We start from the raw sequence: 24,366 nt of genomic DNA on the forward strand, positions 1-24,366 counted from the left end.
AATATTTACTGAGATGATCGAGGTTGCTGAATCACACTCTGTTTTTTCAACAAAATAGCCCAAACCCAACTTAAATTATCTCTATCCAGATGCCTGTAAGGCACTTCTATGACATCGAGGCCTATCTTTTTGTATGTCTCAACCTTCAGGATCGTCTTTCCTGTTTTTGATAATGACTCCTGGTCCGTATAATGATGTGGTCCCTGAATTTCAATACCTAATCGATAGGGATTACCTATAAAAAAATCAAGCGGAGGTAAATTTTCAAAAGACTGTTCCTCTGAGAACTCTATATTGGGAAATTTATTAGTCAATTTGGTTTTAAAGTCATTCTGTAATTGGGAGGAACGAGTTTCGTATTTCGGATTAAAAAATGGTTCTTGCTCAAGCCATATCCCGGCTATTGTTAACAGTGATTCCACTTGCTCATCATTTTTTTGTTGTGCCAAAGTTTGATACCAGGATTCCACCAGCAATATTAACTGGTTATTAATTGAAACCTTTCTGGCCATAAATACCATAAAACTCCAAAGCAGCTGAGCTTGTGATAATAATGAATATTGTTTATCAAAAGAGACGCTATTTAATACGCCCTCAATTGTTTGAGGCTCAATAAATTCTCCCAGGAAAGCTATTGACCAAAGTATGCTGGCTATATCCTGAGAGTTAAACTTGACTTGGGGGCTCGTTCCCTCTCCCATCTGTACCACCTGCAACAACAGTGCCGTCACCGCCCTGTTGGCCTGCTGCATTTCGAGTCCGTTCTCTACCAGTTTCGCCAGCGCCAACAGCAGGTTGGCGACTTCCTGAGCATTAAACCCAGCCCGGAGGTTCATTCCCCCTGCCACCTGTACCACCTGCGGCAACAGTGCCGTCACCGCCCTGTGAGCCTGCTGCATTTCGAGTCCGTTCTCCATCAGTTTCGCCAGCGCCCACAGCAGGTTGGCGACTTCCTGAGGATTAAACCCGGCCCGGAGGTTCCTTCCCTCTGCTATCTGTACCACCTGCGTCAACAGTGCCGTCACCGCCCTGTGAGCCTGCTGCATTCCGAGCCCGTTCTCCATCAGTTTCGCCAGCGCCCACAGCAGGTTGGAGATCCCTTGAGAAGTGAACCCGGCATGAGAGCTCGTTCCCTCTGCCATCTGTACCACCTGCGTCAACAGTGCCGTCACCGCCCTGTTGGTCTGCGGTATTTCGAGTCCGCTCTCCACCAGTTTCGCCAGCGCCCACAGCAGGTTGGCGACCCCTTGAGAGCTGAACTCAGCCTGGGGGCTCGCTCCCTCTGCCATCTGTACCACCTGCGGCAACAGTACCGTCACCGCCCTGTGAGCCTGCTGCATTTCGAGCCCGTTCCCCACCAGTTTCGCCAGCGCCCACAGCAGGTTGGCGACTTCCTGAGGATTAAACCCGGCTCGGAGGCTCGCTCCCTCTGCCATCTGCACCACCAGCGGCAACAGCGCCGTCACCGCCCTTTGGGCCTGCTGCATCTCAAGTCCGTTCTCCACCAGTTTCGCCAGCGCCCACAGCAGGCTGGCAGCGTGTTGTGGAACAAAACCGGCCAGGAGGCTCGTTCCCTCTGACATCTGTACCACCTGCGGCAACAGTGCCGTCACCGCCCTTTGGCCCTGCTGCATTTCGAGTCCGTTTTCCACAAGTTTTGCCAGCGCCCACAGCAGGCTGGAGACTGTCTGAGGATTAAACCCGGCTCGGAGGCTCGCTCCCTCTGCCACCTGCACCACCTGCGGCAATAGCGCCGTCACCGCCCTGTTGGCCTTTCGCATCCTGAGTCCGTTCTCCACCAGTTTCGCCAGCGCCCACAGCAGGTTGGCGACTTCCTGAGGATTAAACCCGGCTCGGAGGCTCGTTCCCTCTGCTATCTGTGCCACCCGCAACAACAGTGCCGTCACCACCCTGTGAGCCTGCTGTATTTCGAGTCCGTTCTCCATGAGTTTCGTCAGCGCCCCCAGCAGGCTGGCGACGTGTTGTGGAATAAACCCATCTTGGCAACTCGCTCCCTCTGCCACCTGCACCACCTGCGGCAACAGCGCCGTCACCGCCCTGTTGGCCTTTCGCATCCTGAGTCCGTTCCCCACCAGTTTCGCCAGCGCCCACAGCAGGTTGGCGACTTCCTGGGGATTAAACCCGGCTCGGAGACCCGTTCTCTCTGCTATCTGTACCACCTTCGGCAACAGCGCCGTCACCGCTCTGTGGGCCTGCTGCATTTCGAGCCCGTTCCCCACCAATTTCGTCAGCGCCCACAGCAGGTTGGTGACTTCCTGAGGACTAAACCCGGTCCGGAGGCTCGCTCCCTCTGCCATCTGCACCACCTGCGGCAACAGCGCCGTCACCGCCCTGTTGACCTTTCGCATCCTGAGTCCGTTCTCCACCAGTTTCGCCAGCGCCCACATCAGGTTGGCGACCCCTTGAGAACTGAACCTGTCCTCGGGCTCGGGACTCATTCCCTCTGCCATCTGCACCACCAGCGGCAACAGCGCCGTCACCGCACTTTTGGCCTGCGGCATCTCGAGTCCGTTCTCCACCAGTTTCGCCAGCGCCCACATCAGGTTGGAGACCCCTTGAGAACTGAACCTGTCCCGTGGGCTCGTTTCCTTTGCCGTCTGCGACAACTGCGCCCTGCTGGCCTGCTTTTCTGCTACCTGCACCACCTGCGGTAACAATGCCCTCACCGCCCTGTTGGCCTGTTGCATTTCGAGTCCGTTCTCCACCAGCTTCGCCAGCGCCCGAAGCAGGTTGGAGACCCCTTGACTATCAAGGTCCCTGACTTGAGCCACTCGAATCAGCAAGGCTTTAGTTAAGGCGTTAATCTCCCTTGTTAAATTCCCATCGCTTACGGATGGGTAGAGCAACTGGCTTGACGTCAAGCTGTGTACACAGGTACTGAGGCTCTTGCCACTAAACTGACTGGATAAAATAACCTCTGCTAAATGAGTGACAAAAGGTTGTAATTGTTTTTTCTCTTCCAATGTCAGGGGAAACCCTCGTTCCTTAGTGGCTAAATTGATCCGGTTGCAAAAGTATCCATGATCTTTACCGTTGTATCTTTTCTTAAACCTTTTTGCTGCTGCTTCCAGAGCGCCTGTTTTAAACTTCTTCACCAGGCTCGCTATTGTTTCAGCTGCCCTGATGTCCTTAGCCTTCACTGACTTCCTGCTTGACCTGGTAGCTCCGGCTCCTGGTTGAGGCCTGGCATAAGGGACAAACCTTTGACCTGATCTACTGCCTGATCTTTTTCTGTCTGAGTTGCCCCCTCTTCCTCCGGCAGCCTGTTTTATCTTTCCTCCCCCACCTGCTCTCCCATCTGCTCTCCCACGGCCACTGCCTTGTCGTCCTGCTGGCTTGCTCTTTCTCGTATAGAGCCATATATGCCAGCCACCGCCCGCCGGAAGCGGGGGGTCGAAAACCTCCGGGTAGAATCGGCGCATCAAGCTTTCAAATAACCCGGACAGCATCAGCCGGTACTCTTGCTGGCTGATGCTGTGGCGATTGCCCTGCGAATCATACCAGTAGTAAATAACCTGCCCCTGCTGATCAGTGGTTTGATAGAACCACCCGGGAAGCACACCGGCGCGTCGAACCAGCCTCAGGAAGTTATCCGGTACTCTGGCCTGAAAGAAGTCAAGGGTGATTTTCTGCGAATGACTCTCCCAGCCCAGACAGAGTTCATCGTCGCAGGGCAATGGATACAGGCTGGCGCCTGCCTTCGTGAAAGGAAGGTCACAGGGAAAGGGGAAAAACAGGGGAGCAGGCTCCCCGTCAACCACTTCGGGGTCATGGCTTACAACCAGGCCACAGGCATCGGCTGGCAGGGAGCGACAATTGTAAGGCAGTGGATTAATTGTGTGGGTGGCAGGCTCAAGGCAGAGCAGGGTTTCAACCGAACCGGCCTCAGGGGTCGGCATGGCCGACACCATTTCAGGGTGGGCCTTCTGACCGGTGAGGCGACTATCTCCAAACCCGAAATAGCCTGCAAATGGCCAATCGACCTGCCCGGAAGCCGACCCGCTATGACCCGCCATCATCCAGGTCACAATAGCCAGGGAACTGACCTCAGGCTTGTCGAAATTACCAATACCCAGAGCCTGCGAGACAGGCAGGTAAGGTTCAAACAAGGGATCATGTCCGTGGCATAATGGCAACAGCAAAAGGAAAGCCAGAAAAAAAAAGAGTCTGGTCATGCTGGTAAATCTCTCTTCAATAAACTCAGGCCTGTTTGGCGTGGGAGTGTTCCCTTTCTGTGACGATTCTGGTTCTTTTTGCGACCAGTCAAGTGGCTGCTTAAGCCAGGCGTTCTGTTGCTGGAGTTGAACAAGATACTCCAGAACTTTTTGGCCTGGATAGCCATGCTGGGCATTGGTCACCGAGGAGGGGAAATTCATGGCATGGAAGGATAGTCAACAGGCGCCTGACAGCCAGAACTTTTTGAGAAATTACCCTTGGGCGACTCGACAGGGGGTTGGAGCTGCAATTGATAGCTCCTTCTACCCGATTGTGAAACGACGCAAGATTAGTGGCGGGACGCGAAGCGATGCCGGGCGGCAATGTCGCGACACCTTTGCCAGCCTGAAGAAAACGTGTCGCCAGCATGGTCTTTCATTTTGGGATTATCTGACAGACAGGTTAAACGGCACCGGTTCGTTTCCGAGACTGGCGGATGTTATTGAATACGCTTCTTGCTGGCTTCCATGTGGTCAATGTAGGGGTTATTGAGTAATTATGAGGCAAACAGTATGGATACCTGAACTGTTCAATTCTCCAGTGATCACTAATATACGGATACAGGGGCACGCACAGTCTCTTCAGGTTACCCACCCCGGTTTCGAGCTACCTGTACCCAGGCGTTTTCTGACTTTGAGCTTCATAGACAGGGTAAGTTCCCTGTTTCAAAGTACCTGAACTCTCCATTCCCACGAAGATGGACTGTCGTAAAAGAAGAGAGCACCACGAACAGTGGCTCCCCGCCTGCGCGGGGATGACGGTGTAAGTTAAACGCCGCGTGCCTTGCACATTTCTTTGTATTCATCTTCAAAGAAGAATTTTTCTGCGCCAAAGGCTGGCTTCAGGTCGTCCAGCCAGGTGGCTTCTTCGTCGTATTTAGCAAAGAACGGACGGTAGCACCATTCCGGGCTACGACCTTGCAGGAAGCGCAGAACGAAAACTTTCTCGCCGTTGATTTCAGTGATGCCAGTGATCTCTACTTTACCAGGACCCGCACTCATGGATGGCCCCCGAACGGTACGACCCAGGCCAGACATACGGATGATAGCTGACTGATAGATTTCATACGCTTTGTACAGCGGAATCTCGAAATAGTGCTTGGCACCTGTATCACGGGCTACAAAGAAGTAGTAAGGAATGATGCCCATGGACAGCTGAGTCTGCCAGTTCTGTACCCATACATCAGGGTTGTCGTTGATATGGCGAGTCAGAGGAGCCTGGGCACGAATATTGACGCCAGTCCCACGGATGCGTTTAACGGCTTCTTTACATACATCAGTTTTCAGCTCAGCGTAGTGGTCGAAGTGCGCCATAAACGCCAGATGCTTGCCGCCGTCTACCATTTTTTTGAACAGTGCCAGCAACTCCTGCGCATCGTCGTCAGTAGTGAAGCGATAAGGCCAGAAGGTCAGCGTTTTGGAACCGATACGGATGTTCTTGATGTGGTCGAACTCTGGCTGCAACAGAGGCTCAAGATATTCTTTTACCAGCTTTGTCTTCATAACCAGCGGATCGCCGCCTGTGAACAACAGATCAGTCAGTTCTTTGTGCTCTTTCAGGTAAGCGTGCATGGTGGACGCTTCAGTCGCAGCCATTTTCAGATCGCTGTCACCAATAAACTGCGCCCAACGGAAACAGAACGTACAGTAGCTGTGGCAGGTCTGGCCCTGGCTTGGGAAATACAGCGCCGTTTCACGGTATTTATGCTGCATGCCCTGAACCGGCTTGCCATTAACCATCGGAGCATTCATAGCCAGCTGACCGGCAGGGTGCGGGTTCATGCTCAGCTGAATCTCGTGGGCTGCTTTTTTGATGGTTGCACGACTGGCTTGGGCAGCATGCATTTCTGCCATCATTTTGAAGTCACCGGCTTTCAGCATTTCTTTCTGCGGAAACATCAGGCGGAAAACCGGATCGTCAGGGATATCGTTCCAGTCAATCAGTTCGTTCACAACATATTCGTTTACGCGGAAGGGCATAACACTGGCGACCACCTTGATTTCAAACTGCATGGCTTCGGGCAGCTGACGGAACTGCTCGATCATGTCAATGTTACGTTCGGTGTAAACGGTATACGGACGTGCTGCGTCGGTGTTGGTAGACGCAATTAACTGTTCAGCCTGAGTATAAGCGTTCAAATCAGCTCCTCTGTTTTTGAGTGGAGATATGAAGGGTGGCTCGATTTTTCCATAATTGGAGCAAAACTTATATGCGATAAATCCATTATATAAGCTGGGGATTTATCCGCATGAAAACGTATTTTTCGGGGCATCAACTAAGGGCGTGATCTCTGCGGTCACCGGCTTTGGGTTGTTTGTTGCTCTTGATGATATTTTTGCTGAAGGTCTTATTCATGTCACCGACCTTCCGGAAAAGGCTCGGCTGGAAGAAGGTAAAAAGAAATCCGCTAAAAAGCGAAAACCTGCTAAAAAGCCTAAGGGAAAAACGCCAGTAAAAAGTCAACCCCCCCTTCTACATCCTCTGTTGCACAACCAACTCCCCGTCGGTCAGGAAAGAAAAGGACGCGTTAATCCGGTTCGCCCCAATGATCAGGTTCGAGATGCTTTGTGTTGTCTCCTGTTGCACCATTAATCAGGCCGAGCCTGATTACTGTATCGTGGGGCACAAGGACGGATAAATGTTGACCGTGATTCGGCCAGTGCAGGTAAGCCCCATGGGGGCGGGAGAAGTACAGCAGACCACTTGTACCTCCAGATGTTCCTCCAGTGCTAAGTTGCATCAACAAATTGCTTAACAAAGCGTGACGGTTGTTTGTAGCAGCTTGATTCGAACTTTCAGCCCTGGAAGGTAAGGCGTGTTCGATTGCCTCGGCCAACGATGATCGTGGACGTAAACGAGCAGAATTATCAGTTAAAGGTTGTAAACCCACGATGATTGGGTGGTTAGTACCCGGGGGAGTGAATTCTAAAACCCTTGGCTGATCAAATAACGGTCTGGTGGATAGCAGTGTAGAAAAAGGGACGCTGTGCGCACCGGCACCAAATAGTAATGGTTGATGGGGGAAGTTACTTCCTATTATGCTGAAAAGGCTATCAGCCAGTGATGTGCTGAAATGGCCCACTGGCTGTTGAGGGGTAAAGTAGTCTGAAGAAGTACGTCCAGTCTCCGAATTAATATCTATGTTCTGTTGCGGAAGTACTGACCAGTCCTGACGCACTAAATCATTTATTCCCAAAACTCGACCGACTGAACCAGGTGATCTTGAGGCTGTTTGCATACCATTCAGATAAAAAGCTCTGGCTTGAAGCGAAGCGACTGACTGTAAATGCTGGGGAGAAACTCTAACCAGTGCTGTTGCGATAGTTCTCAAGTTTGGCAGTATCCGCGCTAGCCAGAAATATTGATCACTCGCGTAAAGATTTTTCGGAAAAAACGACAACGGGACAACAACTAAAGCGATTAGGAATTGGTTGATAACTTTCATTATAAGTCCAACTGTCTATTAAGGTTGAGATATAAGGTAGCTGGTTTTTCTATAGTTGGAACAAACTTATATGCGATATATCCATTATTTTAAGTGAGGTTTTGTTCGTATGATGACGTATTTTCAGGGGTGCTAACCAGTGGATACAAAAGTGTTTATAACGAATTACGAGATAGGGCTATTGGTCAGGGTTAGGACAGCGACTGCAATCAGTATCAGCTTGCAGTCGTCTGCTTTAACGAACCTTGCGAAATTCTCCATCCATAGCCTCTCATTGGGAGCGGCGCGACCTTTGAAGGTTTGGATGGAGATGGATAGCGAGGTATGTGTAAAGAGTTCCCCTGTCGTAGTTCGGCAACCTGTACGACAGCGAGAGGCTATGTTATTTGACATAGTGGGTCGCACGTAATTCCCGATTAGAAACTCCCACTAGAATCGGCTTGCCGATTTAGTGGAGGGAGTGTGTCACATCAATCGTTATTGCATCAGGGGCAGCATAGGTTTCAGGAAACGCCCTGTGTGGGAACTATCCATCTCAGCAACGGCTTCGGGCGTGCCGGTGGCAATGATTTCACCACCGCCATCACCGCCTTCTGGCCCAAGATCCACAATCCAGTCTGCGGTTTTAATCACATCCAGATTGTGTTCTATCACAACGACAGTATTACCATGATCCCGCAGACGGTGCAGAACATTCAGCAGCTGTTGTATATCGTGGAAGTGCAGACCCGTTGTTGGCTCATCCAGAATATACATGGTTTTGCCGGTATCCCGCTTGGACAGCTCTTTTGCCAGCTTGACCCGCTGGGCTTCACCACCAGACAAAGTGGTCGCGTTCTGCCCCAGATGAATATACGACAGACCAACGTCCATCAGTGTTTGCAGTTTACGCTTGATAGCGGGAATCGCTTCGAAAAACGTCAGTGCTTCTTCCACGGTCATATCCAGCACTTCATCAATGCTTTTGCCCTTGTATTTAACGTCAAGGGTTTCCCGGTTATAACGCTTACCCTTGCAGACATCACAGGGTACGTAGATGTCTGGCAAAAAGTGCATTTCTACCTTGATGACCCCGTCACCCTGACAGGCTTCACAGCGTCCACCTTTGACGTTGAAACTGAAGCGGCCAGGTTTATAGCCCCTGGAGCGAGCTTCCTGGGTGCCGGCAAACAGTTCACGAATAGCGGTAAAAATACCGGTGTAAGTGGCGGGGTTAGAGCGTGGCGTGCGGCCAATCGGGCTCTGGTCAATATCAATGCATTTATCGAAATGACTCATGCCGGTAATTTTTTTGTACGACGCCGGACTGAGGGTTGTCGCCTTGTTCAGGTCAGTCGCACAAATAGGATACAGGGTGCTGTTGATCAGGGTCGATTTACCAGAGCCGGAAACACCGGTGACACAGGTCATCAGACCGACAGGAATTTCCAGAGTGACATTTTTCAGATTATTGCCGGAACAGCCAGACAGTTTAAGAACCTTCTTTTTGTCCCTTGGTGTGCGGCTTTCCGGAACCGCTATAGCTTTAGAACCTGACAGGTACTGGCCGGTCAGAGACTGTTCAGTGTCCATTACTTGCTGAGGAGAACCCTGGGCAATAATTTCCCCCCCATGAATGCCTGCCCCCGGACCGATATCAATCACATGGTCTGCCATGCGAATCGCGTCTTCATCGTGTTCTACGACAATGACAGTGTTGCCAAGATTACGCAGTCGAGTCAGGGTGTTAAGCAGGCGTTCATTATCTCGCTGATGCAATCCAATACTGGGTTCATCAAGGATATACATAACCCCCACCAGCCCGGCACCAATCTGGCTGGCAAGGCGGATACGCTGGGCTTCACCACCGGACAGAGTATCGGCGCTGCGATCCAGGGTCAGGTAATTCAGACCAACGTTGACCAGAAAGCTTAAGCGCTCACAAATTTCCTTAAGGATCTTTTCAGCAATCTCACCCCGGTTGCCCGGCAGTTTTAAGTCGTTGAAATAGGTCAGTGCTCGCTCAACAGGCAACTTCACCAGCTCTGGCAGGGTTTCTTCCTGCACAAAGACATTGCGTGACTCCACACGCAGGCGCGACCCTTTACAGCCCGGACAGTTCTGAGTACTCAGGTATTTCGACAGCTCATCCCGCACAGCCTGGGATTCGGTATCCCGGTAGCGTCGTTCAAAGTTTGGGATGATACCTTCAAAGCGGTGGCGTTTTTGATAGATATCGCCACGGTCATTCACGTAACTGAAATCAATCTGCTCATCACCGGAGCCGTACAGGATGGTTTCCTGCTGCTCAGCGGTAAGATCATCAAAGGCCGTATCAATATTAAATCCGTAATGTTTTGCCAGAGACTTCAGCATGTGAAAGTAATAAACACTGCGTCGGTCCCAGCCCCGTATCGCACCCTCTGCCAGAGTTAGCTCAGGGTTCTGAACAATACGATCCTGGTCGAAGAACTGTTTAATACCCAGTCCGTCACAGCCAGGACAGGCACCCGCCGGGTTATTAAAGGAGAACATGCGTGGTTCCAGCTCATTGATGCTGTAGCCACACTCAGGGCAGGCAAAACGAGCGGAATAAACAACATCATCCTGTTCACCGTCCATATAGCTCACGGATACCAGTCCATCAGTCAGGTCTAATGCCGTTTCAATGGATTCAGCCAGACGCAGTTGCAGATCAGCCCGCACCTTAAAGCGATCCACCACGACTTCAATGGTGTGTTTCTTTTTCTTGTCCAGGGCCGGAGGGTTATCCAGGTCGGTGACAATGCCGTTGATGCGGGCGCGGATAAAGCCCTGGGTTTTTAGCTCATTGAAGACATGCAGGTGTTCACCTTTTCGATCCCTGACCACCGGAGCCAACAGCATTAATTTGGTGCCTTCGGGAATCGCAAGAATCTGGTCGACCATCTGGCTGACCGTCTGGGCTTCCAAAGGCTGATGGTGTTTTGGGCAGCGTGGTATACCGGTGCGGGCAAAGAGCAGACGAAGATAGTCGTATATTTCGGTAATGGTGCCCACCGTCGAGCGAGGGTTATGACTGGTGGACTTTTGCTCGATGGAAATAGCTGGAGACAGGCCTTCTATATGATCAACATCCGGTTTTTCCATCATCGACAGAAACTGGCGGGCATAGGCTGACAAAGACTCAACATAACGGCGCTGGCCTTCAGCGTACAGGGTATCGAACGCCAGTGAAGATTTACCGGAGCCGGACAGGCCTGTAATGACAATCAGGCTGTCCCTGGGCATTTCCAGATCGATGTTCTTCAGATTATGAGTTCTCGCGCCCTGTACCGTAATTTTGTCCACTGCCTGCTCCTCTGCGTGGGTATTAAACCAACAGAGGAGTATAAAACAAACCGTGTGTTAAACAGTATTGAATTTTATGACCATTGTCGTCTTAAACAAATTATTCAGACATTCTATTCAAGAATATTTGTGAAAAACGGGAATATCTACCAAGCTTTACTCTGCCTATTTTTCTGCTGCAGAGCCTTGCCCTACCTATCAGTACAAAAATGAGAGTTAATTTTTAGTTTACCGGCTCTCCCTCTTTTAAAGGCTCTATAGATATTGTTGAGGTTGTCGTTATGCCAAACCAAAACCCAAATCAAAACCCAAACCTGTCCCTGCCAAAGACCATCAGTATCGTAAAACTTGGTTCCCTTGACATTACCGATGTTGTCTCTCTTTACCTGTGGAAAGAGGCCAGGTTTCAGTTAACCGAGACTTCTGATAAGACACAGACTTTCCCTGTCACCCTGTACACAGACTCTAAAACAACCTGCCTGGGACTATTAAACGATGAGGTATATAACGGGAGTAAAGACCTGCTAACCCGTTCCGGATCGAGCCTTGTGGAGAATACAGCATTAGAAAAACTAGCTTTCAACGAAAGAAAAAAGATTATCAGCGATGCTCTATCGGACGATGAAATCCTTGATATAGAAAAAATAACAAAAACTCTGTCTGATCAATACGGAAAAGCAGAGGAAGTAAAAAAGATACAAGCGCAGCAGGCTCGATATATCGATACACTGAAAAAAATGGGTATCACCATCGTTGATATGGCTGACAAAGAAAACAACCCTGCCAGGCGGATTGGGGGAGACAAAGGTGGCAAACTCTACTCCATGGTCGCCTATTACCTGGGAAGTACAGAACTGGCAGAAAGAGCCATTCGATCCTATCTGGTGCTAAACCCAGCGGGTATTAACGTTCAGCTTGGGACATACCCCCTGCTGAGTGCATCCAAATTGGTACGCTCAGTTCTGTCATTGCCAAGACGCCAAAACACTTACCTTAACAAAGCAGCAGGAGTCTCACTGCTTGCAGATATAGCTGGAATATTATCGGCCAATAATGTTATACCGCCGCTGGATCGCGATGAAAGAGAAAAACTTGAGTCCCTTAAAGCACCTTATAAAAACGCAGTACCTGATCATCCAGCCTATTTCAGTAGACTGGATTTGAACACACGTATTGCAGACAAGGATCTTGAGGTTATTGGTGAGCTGTTTAAGCCTATGTCGATAACGCGACTGGAAGACGCACTGAAATATAGTAACATCCATGCTCCCATTGCCCCCATCACCAATGAGATAGATTTGCATGCCGACTACATACTCAGGACAGCCGGCATCGTTGCTTCATTACCCAAGTCTGAAAAGCCGATTTGCTTAATCTCACATCAGTTGTCTGATCTTGAGACTGTGTTTGAGTCGGGTGATGGGAGGGCGCAACTGAACACTATCAGTGATGAAAATTTTACCAAAACATCCAAAACCACCTTAAAAGAGCTCTTTGACTTGGGTCCCTATGGCGCTCCGATTAACGAAATGGACCCTTATGGTGAGCTGTTAGGCCGGGATGCATTTAAGGGCGACAGCAGTAAAAAGAAAATAGTAGATTACCTAAATAGACATAACTTGCTCTATTATGAAACAGATAATTCGCATTCAGAAGCATCAGGGAGCGGTCACTATACCGGCAGTGATAAAAAAATCATTCTATTAATGAGCAAAAAACCTGAAACACTCATTCAAGCCAGACAAGAGTATTTAAAAAACCCTGGCAAGACTGTCGTTTATATGAGGTGGGACTTAACTAAAAAACAAAAAGGAGTCAACAGAGCAGAAATTTTACACCCCAACACAATAATTCATGGAACACCTTTTCAACCCACAAAAGATACCACTCTGTCCATACGCATTGAATACTCTACAGATTCAATAGAAACCCAACATAATTATCAGTACATCATTAAATTTGTAAAATCCATTTTCGGAGACTCAATAGCAGCAAGCCGTAATAACCAGGGCGATGTCATTATAAATGACCTGGATGTACAGGCTCTGCATTACGAAAGGCCTAAACAGGGAGAGAGCTATCGCCATTACAACGATCTGTACAAAAAGCTTACTTACACTCAAAACTCCGGAGTGCATTTTTCATCTATCCATAAAAACATATACACATTAAACAATGAGTACCCTGACTATGCGATCACCCCTCTCAGGCAGCATGACGATAGAGAAGTAATCCAGAATAGCTCAACGCTGATAGAAAAACCCTTATTGCTCCTACCTGGCCAGGATAACCAGAATCAACACAGGGATACATTAAAACAGACTTCAGATGCTGACGGGAGCTTGAATATAGAGTTAATCGCTGATGCTTTCGGCCTTAAAGAACTGATCAAATTCCAGCTGACCGGAAAAAAAATAAACAATATTATTATCAAGGCTTATAGTCCGGCACTTCTGAAAGGATTTAAAGCCGCATTCAGAGTGGCACTGAGTAAAAAAACATATCAGAAATTAATCGATGGTCTTGAAGGTTTTTTCGAAGAAAGGGAGCTACAGCCATTAAAAGCTTTACGTTCTAGCCATAACTATATAAATCTCAGCTCTTCATTTCATGAGTTTTTTGCTTCTGACCAGGGAAAAGTGATTGAGAAAAACATACTGGAGACACAACTCGTTTATCAGATACCCGAGCCATTACCCTCTGATAAAAGGCCCATTCTTCTGCTACCAGATCAGGATAACCTGACCTCTGACAGGGAAAATTTACAATACATTGTTAACAATGATGGCAGCTTCACAGTATCAGTCTACGGCGATGCTTTTGGACTTAGAGAACTGATCGGGATTAAAGGACTAAAAGGTAAAGTAATACAGAGTATTGATGTTTGCACAGACAACCCCGGACTTCGGAAGGGGTTTAATATTGCTTTCGAATCTGCGCTTACTCACAAAAAATATATCTCCTTCATTAATGATTTGAAAAAAGTTTTCGATGACAGGGAACTTGTACCTCTGGAGGTTTTGAACGGCAAATACTCGGAATACAAAAAGAAAAGCGCCCCATTCCATACATTATTTTCTTCTGAAACGGGTAAGGAACTTGCTAAAAAAATATTAGGCTTACAAGCCGGTGATCAAATACCCCCTTATCTCCTCCCTGATTCGTTACTTCGCCCATTCTTGCCCGGTACAAAAAGTCTGTCATGCACTATTAATAATGACAGAAGCCTGAACATAAGAGTGACTGCTACCCCTGACGGTCTTTATAACTTGATCAGTTTTAAACTGTTCAACTACCAAATAAGTAGAATAGACATTGATAGTGAAAGCCCCGAGCGACGTGAAGAGTTTAAAATTGCGTTTAAGTCTGTGCAGGCGTTCGACAAATTTGCTCAGCTTAAAGAACGGTTAAGACCTTTAACCGATATCTGGCTGGAATCGCTTAAGAAGCTTTATAGAAAATATACTCAGGATACCGACAAATTTAAAACATTCTTTGACTCCGAGCGGGGCAAAGCCCTTATCGATAATATGTTCACGCCACCGGCTGACCATCCGCCCCTGCTTCCGCCGCGTCCCGGCACAGAGCCCCGCCTGCTCCTGCCTGGTCAGCTCTCACAAATAGACAACTTCACGTACACAAAAGAAGACGAAGGTCTTCATATAAAGGTACGTGCTAACGTTTATGGTCTTAAAGAACTGATTTCTTTCAAAAAATACAATCTTGGCGTTCATCGCCTGACTGTGCTGAGCGATAACCCACAACTCAGAAAGGGATTTAAAAATGCGTTCGTCATTGCAATCAAGGCAAGAAAAGTAACGGAATTAGTAGCGCCGCTGGAATATGTTTTTGATGACAAAGAGCTAGCTCCCCTTCGCGTATTGGGCCGCGCTCACTATAAAAGAACAAGTGATCAGTTCAGAACTTTTTTTGAATCCCCCGAGGGCAAAGAAATTTATAATTCTGTACTGGCGTCACTGCCCAGTGACGCTGCCCCTCCTGAATTTCCTCAGTTACCTGAGCCTCCCGGGCCATTAGAACCCCAAAGCCCGCAGGCAGGACCTTCCGGTGAATTCCTGCCCGATAACCAGCGTCTCTGGTTTAGCTTAACCCAAGAGGATTTGGCCTCTGTCAATTCGGATGACCTTGATACATCAATACTGATGCCAAGTGACACCGAAGGAGACGGAGACAGCGATATACCCGTAAAACAAAGTAAACCCAAAAAAGGGGGGGTAACAAGTGAGAGTGGGGCGATTTCAGGGAAAGAACCTCCCCGCAAAAGAATCCGACTCAGCCCCCCGCTTTCTCTCCGGGGAATGATACAACCCGAAGATAACACTCAGGCTTCCACATCGGCTTCTGTCAGCAGCCATTCGGGTGATCCTTACTCATTGCCAGCTTCCTCTCCGCAACAGGAGGTGAGCCAGGATTTCTCCAACCCCATACCCATAATGGTTCGCCCGGGCACTCTGAGTGAGTCATCTCCACAACATGGGACTGGTAACGATGGCGTTGAAGTGGGGCGTGCTGACACCAGTGATGGCAATATTCTGTCCGAGACACTTACTGCGGTTCAGAACCTGACGCAAGAAATTCATTCCCTGGGCCAAAATATCGAGCCTTTCCTGGATCGCTCCATAACAGCTATTAACGATAGTCAATTACAGCACGTCAACAGAATAATTATCAGGCTCAGGGAACAACTCCATCAAAACGGAGAAAGCACCTGGCTTATGATTGATAACAGGTCGTATCTGAATGACATCATTGAGCTTCTGAAGCTAGACGTGGCGGAAATGAGTCAGGAGGCTGCCCGACGACCCGCCGTGATGACACTGAGAGAGAACGTTCAGGCCCTTAATTTACAGGTAACAAAGTTTCTCTCGATGGAAAGCGAGTTCAATGACCAGGAAAGGAAAGCTGTTGAGAAGCTATTTGGCGATATCGATGCGGGCTGTTCTTCTTCCGGTCGCCAAAAACGCGATACCAGCTGTTCGAGGCCGGACCCGGACTCTTTCGGGAAAAAGGCCGACCGGTTTGTCCAGCGCCTGTTCCGACGCTCCAAATCTCCCAGAAGCATCTTTACTCTCCCCGGCACCCGTTATTCCAGGGTGGACATTGGCGCACTCTCTGCCAGACCCGGCTCCCTTATGGCCAGGATTCAGGCAAAACTAAAATGGCAAAGAAGCTTTCGCGCCGATGCCGCTTTGAAACGTAAACCCGTGCGCGGTTTCCATACGATTGTTGCCCTGGACGTTGACTCGTGGCTGTCGGCACAGCAACAGGGCAAGAACAACCCCAACACAGAGGCCCTGCTCTACAGGCCGGAACAGGGCATATTGTTATCTCCCTATGGTGAGTCGGTCACCCGCATACCCGGCGGGGCTTACAACAGTCTCTCGCTTGTGGGCAAGCTCGGCAGCATTGATCCCGGTGCAACCCCAAAAGCAGAAATGCTCAGAGGGTTTATCCGTGAATTCTGCCACCAGGAAAGCATCGGCTCCGTTCTGATGCAGAATACCGATGGCGACAACGATGCTTTTAAAGGCTTTATAAAAGATTTTACCCGGCTGCCCAAAACGGTTTTTAACAACATCGGCAGCTTTCATTTCAAGTCAGCCCATGAGAAAAATGCCCCGGAATTTCTACTGCGAGCCCATGAGAGCAGTGTCATCCGGCTATCATCACCAAAGAATCACAATTCGCTGCATCCCCGCCTTGATCCGGTGGCTTACCGCCGGTTCAGTCAGGCCATGGCTCTTAATGGGCTACCCAACAAGGTCAAGCCTCTCTCAGCACTGATCAACCCCCAGTCTGACCAGCCTCTGACTGCCAGCCTGATGTCAAAACACCAGAAGGCAGAAGCACTGGCACTGGCTTTTACTAATACAATGTCGTCCATTTACGAAAGCAACAGGATCAGTGACGACTATATTCCTTTACTCGACACCCTGAGAAAAATGGACCAGGGCTGGCAGATGGAATTTATTCATCCTGTTACTAAAGACAGGAAAGCCACCTCGTTTACCTCCGACGTGGTTCACGACGTCAAAGTCAGTCTCGGCTCGAAAAAGCTTAACCGTGCCTTCAAGTCTTTCTCCCGCAGACTTAAAAAACTCACGACCAGTAATGCCAATACACGAAAAGGGCTTTTCCTGCTGTCGATGCACGACGGCGCTCAGATGGTAATGGGCTGGATGAAATCCGGGTTCTTAATGGACTCTGTAGAAAAAACGCCCGGGATGAGCGACTCCCTTTACAAGTCTCTCCAGGCCCAGAGTTTCGTCAATTTTGGCCTTGGAGTCATCGAAGCCATAGAGATGGTTGAGGACTTGTCCAAAATCAACAAGCTTTTCAACCCATCAAAGACCACTAATGCTATCCGCCCCTTCCAGCCGGGCAAAGCCATAGGGGGGAGTAAAGTCACACTCACCCCCCCCAAAGGGCTCAAACTATCGGGGAAATCCCTTAAGCTTGCGGGCCGGTCCCTGGGGCCTCTTCTTTCAGTGACCAGCGCCGGCCTGAGTACGCATATCTGGAAAGAGACCAAAGATCCGGAGATGAAAAGTCTTCAGGAAAAAAGGATGATCATGGAATGGGTTGGAGTGGCAGTCAGCTTTGTCGCTTTTGCCGGCCATATCGGTCTGGCCATCGCTGCGGCCTTTGCCATTATCTCCTTTCTGATAATCTCCCTGATTAATGGAGATATTCAGGCAAAGATTCTGAAAAAAATGGACCGCCAGATAATAGATGCATTGAACCAGGGTGACAAGTTTTTTAACACCCTCTATCAGCAGATGGACACATCACACCTTTTTGACATGATTCCTGAGGAGATCATTAACCTGGTCAGGCACTCGGCAAAGTCTGAGGGTACGGGCATGTATATAGGCGTTCGGGAGCTTGACCTGATTAAGAAAACCCTGAAACTCGCCCGGATTATGATTAATACCTACGATTATGAAGTTGAAGAAACTGCCGGGGAAGGGGAAGGCTATAAATACGAGGGGACATTCAGCTCCCGGGGCAGAGAAGACCTTGTAGCCAACTACCTGAGTACTGACTGCAAGTCCGGCAAACGGTTAGACAAGTACCAGTGCGAAGACGGTACATTCCACCTCGGCTCCCTGATGCCCCAGGGCAACTCCACCCTCGTTATGCCGATGGTGCCTGACTGGAATTTTAACCCGTTTTTCGTCAAGTACGATAAAAAAAGAATTAAAGTAGCGCACACCACGACAAAGGACTTGTTCGATGCTGCCAGTGAATCGAACCCGAAAATAAAACAAGTCTACAAAGACACAGTCTGGGTTAGGGCTACTTCACGGAGTATCGGGAAAAATAAAGAGTTCGCACACATTACTGCCGGTATAAAACACATCGAGTACCTGGCATCCAATACCACCACACATCTGGATGACAAAAACCATCAGATAGTATTTCCTTATTCCAGAGACCATGAGGGTCTGATCACTTATCGGTTTACCATCCCCCAGGGCAGTGAGACAATCAATTACCTGCATCTTATGGTTCCGACAGAAAAAGAATTAGCCGACTTTGCGGCCAAAGATAAAGCTGAGGCTGAAACCAAGGCGAAACTTAAGGCGCATCTGACCAAACACTTTCAGTCGCAAAGAAGGCCAGTACATCCCGAGCAGGCAGAGATGGTGGCTGATGAGCGAGTGGAATCCATTCGCCCGATGATTACCCGGGAGGAAGGGCTGCCCTACAGAAACATTGTTATTGACATGCCCAGGGACACCCCGGTGCAGTGGCTTCTGCCCCATAAGAAAGACCAGACGCTTGAATGCACAAAAGAGTCCACCGACGAGAGTAACAACTGCAAGATAACGTTCGACCCTGATAAGAAGACTCTCACCCTGCAGCTCCGAAGAAGTCGCCTTACCTTTAACGGTTACTGGCCAGACGCTGAGGCAGACAAACAGTATCGCATTGTTATTAAGGAAAAAAACGGGGTGATCTCTGTCAGCCCGCACTATGAAGCCCCTCATATCAAAATGCAGTTGCTTAAATCCAGTCACCACCTTACGGATATCGAAGCCCGTCGCCGGTGGCTCAGGCAGTTAGTTCAGACTTACCCTCCGGCTCAGCGTTTTCTGCCCGTCTCCCTGCTCAATTGTCCCGCAAACCAGAAGCTCCCTTTTGCTCTGTACCGGCAGAACATCGATCTGTCAGAGAGTCAGTACAACTGCTTTATGCCCCTGACACGAACCGGCTCCCCCATCAAGAAAGAGATGCTTGAGCGAACCTCTTTATGGTTTGATACCAAACACAATGTAGAAGTGTTGCTGGTTCTTCCAAAGTCCGCCGTAGGAAAGCAAGTGGTGCCCGTGGGAGGAGACCCGAAGCACAATTACTTCTTTTACGCCCCCAAAACCGAGATGATGTACTCAGGGGAGACACTGAACGCAGGGTTTAAAAAAGTCTACGACCAGGACTACGCCTACATCTATAAGGAAGCCCCGGGATTTGCCCACCCGGTATCTTCTTTTGCCCCCATAGAGAAACCCATTGACCACTCTCCGGATGAAGCGCCCCACAGCTTTGTAGTCACCACGAAAAAAGGGGTCGGATACACGCTTTCCGCCAACCCGCCCGGCAAGGTTCTGTCTTTACCGGTGTTTATTAACACCGAATCCGGAGCTTTGGACGAGGCTTTCAGTCAGGTGGCTGAATTCAAGAACATCCTGCCCCTGTATATCAATAAAACCAGGAACATCAATGACGTCACCCAGAGCGGCTTTTATGACCCGGCTAATAATATTGCCCTGACGTATATCTCCAGTCGGTTTGACTTCTACAGTCGCCAGCACTTTCTTGATGCGTGTTCACCATGGTCAGGGGCGCTGGACCTGGTGTTTAAGCCCGAAACGCAAAAGCTGTCACTGCTTGAGCTGAGTACTGGTGGCAGACGAAGGCAGAACCCCACTTACCATTGCTTTCAGCGCAACTCAACCGGCACGCACCTGGTGTTAACCACAGACACCCGACAGGCCCTGCGTCGGGATCATATTCCGGTGCACCGCTTCCGCCGGGGGGCGGATGTGTACTATGTGATGCTCAGCAGACTGTCTGGTGACCTGTATTACATCAAGATAAACCAGCCTGAAGACAGTACGCGCCAGATCATGCCCGACAGTGACTTTGATTTTACGGTCATTGCCCTGGATAACAGTTATAAAGACCATCTCAAAAACAGCCGGAATGGGTCGTCCGCCGACAGGCAGGCATGGCAGGACGCCCGGTTTACCGAGGTGCTGTCCCAGGACAATGGCTTGATTGCCTATACCCGGGGTGGCTACATCCTGTACATCAGTAATGACAATATGGAGGCTTCCACCTTGCTGAAGCGGTTTGCCTCATCCGAGTCTTACGAGTTTGATAAATGGTTTACTGCAGATAGCAGGACGGTTCCCGCCGACCCCGTAAGAGCCCTTAATTTCAATAAATTGCCCTCCCGTTCCGGCGCAAGCCTGGTGGGCCTTGATCTTGGCCTGATAGCCAACAGAGTCTTTGACCAGTCATTCGGCGGCGGCAGCGCTCCGGAGACAACATGGAATCAAACGACAGCTGAAAGGTTTATCACAGCCCTGAAACGGGAACTCAAGCGTCTCTCTACGCAGTTTGAAAAAAAATGGGGGTTCGCCGGTCCTGACCTGATCAGACTATCGGCCACGAACACCCTGCGGGATATTGCCCCCCTGGCCTTTCTGAAACAAGCAGACTTCTGGTTCGCACCCGATGACAATGCACTGCTGGCTCTCCCCGGGGGCAAAAAAATGCGCTTTGTCGGGGAAAACGATGAAGGGGTTCTGGCGCTTGAAAGCGAACCGCTCAGTCTGCCCTACCTGTTTCGGTATCAGCCAACCCAGGTATCACCTACACCATCAACATCAACATCAACATCAACATCAACATCAGCATCAACATCAGCATCAACATCAACATCAACATCAGCATCAGCATCAGCATCAACACCAACATCAACATCAACATCAGCATCAACACCAACACCAACATCAACACCAACACCAGCATCAACACAGGCTGATCACCCTTACTGTCAGGGCAACACCTATCTCGATGCGGCACTGCCCCGGCCATTTCACGGGCTGATCTCTGTTGCCTGTAAAGATATCAGTGATGCGTCACCCGCAGATTACCAGCTGAATCTGTTTAACGACCTCTGGCAAGGCCGCTACGAAGGCTTTCAGTTTGAGGTATCGAAAAAGCACAAACTGCTGACGGGTTTTGACCTGACCAAAAGCCCCTCTGGTAACACAAAAGAAATCTGGTACAGCTATCCCGGCTTGCCGTCCGGAGCGTCACTCAGCCGCAAGCGGCTGCATCTGAAAACCGTGCTGGACCAGGCACTCAAGCGCCTGCCCGACACCCCACTGGCAGATTATCCGAAGCAGTCACTGTTATCGCTTGATCTGGGGGATAATGTACGGGGACTCTACACCCATAAGGGTTGGTATGACTGGCAGCAAAAACGGCTGTTTATTAGCCCACCCAGTTATGAAAGGGATATCCTGCACCTGATTGGTAGCCGGAACTCTGACACCAGTTCCGATCGTCCTGTCACTGGCTATTGCTATAACCGGAGCAGCGGCAAGTTATACCGTATTGGCCATTCAGCCCCTTTAGTCCTCCCGGGTGAATACGATGACCTGTCCATTGTTGATCAGGATAATAGCGATCAGGCTAATGGTGGTCAGGCTAAAATCCTGCAGATTGTCGGCACCGACAAGGACGACCTGTTTATTCCATCCTCTTTATACATGGACCGGATTTATCCTGAGGGCGCAACAAATGCCATGACACTGCGCACCGACTTCAAAAAACCGAATGAACTGATTTTATTAATGGTTGGCAAAAAGGGAACTGACCGGTTCACGATTATGCCTGACGACCTGCGCTATTTTAAACAGGTCGTCATTGAACTCAACCTGGCCACGCCCCAAACCCCCGAAACCCCCAACGTTATTCATATCCATGAGCCTTCACACCTCTACGCCGCGCTGCAGAGAGGGTCTGACCTGGTATTGAAGAATCGTTATGAACCAGAAGCCGGCGAGATTGTTATCAAGGGCGTCTGGCCCGGGCTGGACGGTTACCCCCTGGCTCCGACACAAATAAAATTCAGCGACCTGCGCTTTTTTCTCGGTGTCCGCAGCATAGGCCTTGATGAATTGTCCGATACCTTAGTGAAACACAGGAAAGGCATCTTCTTTGCCCTGGTGGTTAATGACGATATGCCAGAGATCACCAGCTACCGGGTTTCTCCTACTCCGGAAGCCCCTTTGTTTATTGACCTGCTTCCCGGTTTCAAGGTCGTGCCCGAAAAAACGTCCGACGGAATCGTGATCAACTTTACAGGCCCAGGTAGTGACAGTGACAGCGTTGAAAATAGAGTCAGTCGAAAAATAACCCTGCCCGGCGACACCGTCATGAACAGCAGTGTGTTTATCCGGCAACCGAAGGCACGCTCTGTGCACAACCGGGTGTACCGCCCCTTTTCATTTGATGACCACTCCGGATTACGCCACGGCACGGCAGACGTACGCCTGCGCGATCATGTCGTGTTGCGTCATGATCGCTGGTTACGCTGTGATAAACCCCATCCGTTGCCCAAGGGCAGCAAGTATGTGAAATGCGTTGCCATTGAAGCAAATGCTATCGGTCATCAGCTGGTCTCCCGTGTCCAGCTGGACGACCCGGACTTTATTCCCGGAGCGGAGCAACGACCGACCCATGTCTGCCTCGACAAACCGGACAAGGCGGGTGTCTATCCGGTGTACTATGTTTTTTATGGCATCAACGATCCCGGACAACTGCAGTTCAGCTTCGGAAGGACAGAAGGCGCCTATCGCTGGCGGGCCTGGCAGGGGGCGGTACCTGCCGGTGAGGGAGTCGTTGCCAACCACCAGCCAGGCTTGAATATCAAGCTTGTCAACGACCGGAACGAATCCTCAATCTACCGGGTAATACTCGGCGGTAGTATCGAACTCCACGAATTAGAGGGGGAACCCCCCCAGTGGCAGGCTTCTCTGACTGATGATCATTATACCCTGGGGCCTATTGATACACGAAAGGCTGCCTTTAACAATCTGCAGCCTCTCCTGTTTCTGGCATTACGTGAACAACAACCTCGCCTGGATGGCGTGATACTGACAGGGGGGAACACCAACCAGGTAGTCAGCCTCTCTCATTTGGCGTCGATGCTCAGTAATGCGGCACCTTTACTGTTCACGAAAGCCTCTGAAAGTGACAGTGCGCTCATGGAAGGTAACAGCCTGAACAATATTCTGTACTGCGGTAAGGATTGTTCTGTAAAGACGATCAGGGGGCGCAGAGGTGATGACCTGTTGATACTGGGCGGACAATCCCCCAAACCCGGGAGACAGCCCACCGCCCAGCCCGGAAACAGGAATCATTGCAACAGTTCGACTTACAATTCCCACGACAGGGTGACTCTGAAAGGGGGAATGGGAAATGACCTTTATTTCATCGAGGCATCAGCCCGGCCATCCAAAATTCATGATCCCCACGGACAGCACACCGTGTTTCTGGAAGCGGGTGCGGATGTAGACCTGCGCTCCCTTGGCAGCCAGAGCCTGACTCTGTACCTGGGGATGACAAGCGACCAGGTGCTTCCGGTGCTGTGTGACAAACGAACAGGGGCGTCCCGGTCGTTACGGCAATCCGACGTATCCGAGGTAAAGTCAGGCTCTCAGGGAGAATCCCATTGGGACAATCATTTCCTGAAGTTGACCTCCAGTACTACCGGAGAAACCATCGCTCTGCTCAATATTAATACGCTCCGGAAACTGAATTTTCACGACAGGATTATCTCCAACCCAAAAGAATGGGTGACCGGAACCAGCCAGCCCCGGAGCGATAAGCAAGACCATGACGAGCTTAGTCTTATCAGTAAGCTGGTTGAAGGAGCGAAGGATCTGGTCAGGCTGCTGTTGCCCGGGTCGCAAAAGGTCATAGCCGATACCTGCCTGGCCAACAATAATGCCCTTTACACACCACCAGCCGCCGAACACTTCAGTAATGCCGAGGTAAACAGGTCAGTGCTTAAGCTGGTGCATTTTATGAGCAACTTTGAGCCGGAGGAGGCACAGGGTATTTTGCCGACAAGTTCGACCAGTACAGCCTTTGCCGCAACCCGGGGAATTACTACGCCCCCGGTCAACTCGACCAGCACGGGCTATACGCCAACGACCTTCGGATAACGCTTAACGCAATTCCATCGCCCTCCCGCCTCGAGGCTGTCACAAAAGTGACAATGCCGTTGATGCGGGAGCGGATAAAGCCCTGAGTTTTCAGCTCATTGTATG

At 49.9% G+C, this 24,366-nt stretch carries 8 protein-coding genes; 3 read left to right on the forward strand and 5 right to left on the reverse strand.

Translation table 11 applies throughout. From position 1 onward, the window contains the following. Nucleotides 1–5: 5 nt before the first annotated feature. On the reverse strand, nucleotides 6–4,397 hold the full coding sequence (locus NX720_RS07290) for a DUF1601 domain-containing protein (protein WP_262600379.1): 4,392 nt from the start codon (nucleotides 4,395–4,397) through the stop codon (nucleotides 6–8). Here NX720_RS07290 and NX720_RS07295 point away from each other — a divergent pair. Next, complete coding sequence (locus tag NX720_RS07295; RefSeq protein WP_262600380.1) at nucleotides 4,396–4,728, forward strand: hypothetical protein; 333 nt, start codon at nucleotides 4,396–4,398, stop codon at nucleotides 4,726–4,728. The two genes, NX720_RS07290 and NX720_RS07295, sit on opposite strands and share 2 nt — an antisense overlap. A gap of 275 nt (nucleotides 4,729–5,003) precedes the next feature. On the opposite strand, the gene NX720_RS07300 is transcribed toward NX720_RS07295, so the two are convergent. Then, nucleotides 5,004–6,374 (reverse strand): KamA family radical SAM protein, encoded by a 1,371-nt coding sequence (locus NX720_RS07300; protein ID WP_262600382.1) that lies wholly within the window; start codon nucleotides 6,372–6,374, stop codon nucleotides 5,004–5,006. 55 nt (nucleotides 6,375–6,429) lie between these two features. On the opposite strand from NX720_RS07300, the gene NX720_RS07305 reads away from it, so the two are divergent. Continuing rightward, on the forward strand, nucleotides 6,430–6,828 hold the full coding sequence (locus NX720_RS07305; RefSeq protein ID WP_262600384.1) for a S1 RNA-binding domain-containing protein: 399 nt from the start codon (nucleotides 6,430–6,432) through the stop codon (nucleotides 6,826–6,828). Here the strand turns inward: NX720_RS07305 and NX720_RS07310 are convergent. The 3 genes from NX720_RS07310 to uvrA all read right to left on the reverse strand — a co-directional run bounded on the left by NX720_RS07310 (nucleotide 6,764) and on the right by uvrA (nucleotide 10,990). Beyond that, on the reverse strand, nucleotides 6,764–7,681 hold the full coding sequence (locus NX720_RS07310) for a hypothetical protein (RefSeq protein ID WP_262600386.1): 918 nt from the start codon (nucleotides 7,679–7,681) through the stop codon (nucleotides 6,764–6,766). The two genes, NX720_RS07305 and NX720_RS07310, sit on opposite strands and share 65 nt — an antisense overlap. Before the next feature lie 165 nt (nucleotides 7,682–7,846). After that, nucleotides 7,847–8,074, reverse strand: coding sequence for a hypothetical protein (locus tag NX720_RS07315; RefSeq protein ID WP_262600388.1), 228 nt, complete (start codon nucleotides 8,072–8,074; stop codon nucleotides 7,847–7,849). Nucleotides 8,075–8,158: 84 nt separating this feature from the next. Beyond that, nucleotides 8,159–10,990 carry an excinuclease ABC subunit UvrA gene (gene uvrA / locus NX720_RS07320; protein ID WP_262600390.1) on the reverse strand — a complete coding sequence of 944 codons (2,832 nt, stop codon included), beginning with the start codon at nucleotides 10,988–10,990 and terminating at the stop codon, nucleotides 8,159–8,161. Nucleotides 10,991–11,271: 281 nt separating this feature from the next. Between uvrA and NX720_RS07325 the strand changes: the two genes are divergently transcribed. Then, nucleotides 11,272–24,261, forward strand: a complete 12,990-nt coding sequence (locus NX720_RS07325; RefSeq protein WP_262600391.1) for a hypothetical protein — start codon at nucleotides 11,272–11,274, stop codon at nucleotides 24,259–24,261. The last annotated feature ends 105 nt before the right edge of the window (nucleotides 24,262–24,366 follow it).

This window comes from Endozoicomonas euniceicola (assembly GCF_025562755.1).
In the GTDB taxonomy this organism is placed as follows: Bacteria; Pseudomonadota; Gammaproteobacteria; order Pseudomonadales; family Endozoicomonadaceae; genus Endozoicomonas_A; species Endozoicomonas_A euniceicola.

Excerpts from the sequence above, each read along its gene's own strand:
- NX720_RS07295 (WP_262600380.1), top strand. The coding sequence starts at position 4,396 with ATGGCATGGAAGGATAGTCAACAGGCGCCTGACAGCCAGAACTTTTTG.
- NX720_RS07290 (WP_262600379.1), bottom strand. The coding sequence starts at position 4,397 with ATGAATTTCCCCTCCTCGGTGACCAATGCCCAGCATGGCTATCCAGGC.
- NX720_RS07310 (WP_262600386.1), bottom strand. The coding sequence starts at position 7,681 with ATGAAAGTTATCAACCAATTCCTAATCGCTTTAGTTGTTGTCCCGTTG.
- NX720_RS07315 (WP_262600388.1), bottom strand. The coding sequence starts at position 8,074 with ATGTCAAATAACATAGCCTCTCGCTGTCGTACAGGTTGCCGAACTACG.
- NX720_RS07325 (WP_262600391.1), top strand. The coding sequence starts at position 11,272 with ATGCCAAACCAAAACCCAAATCAAAACCCAAACCTGTCCCTGCCAAAG.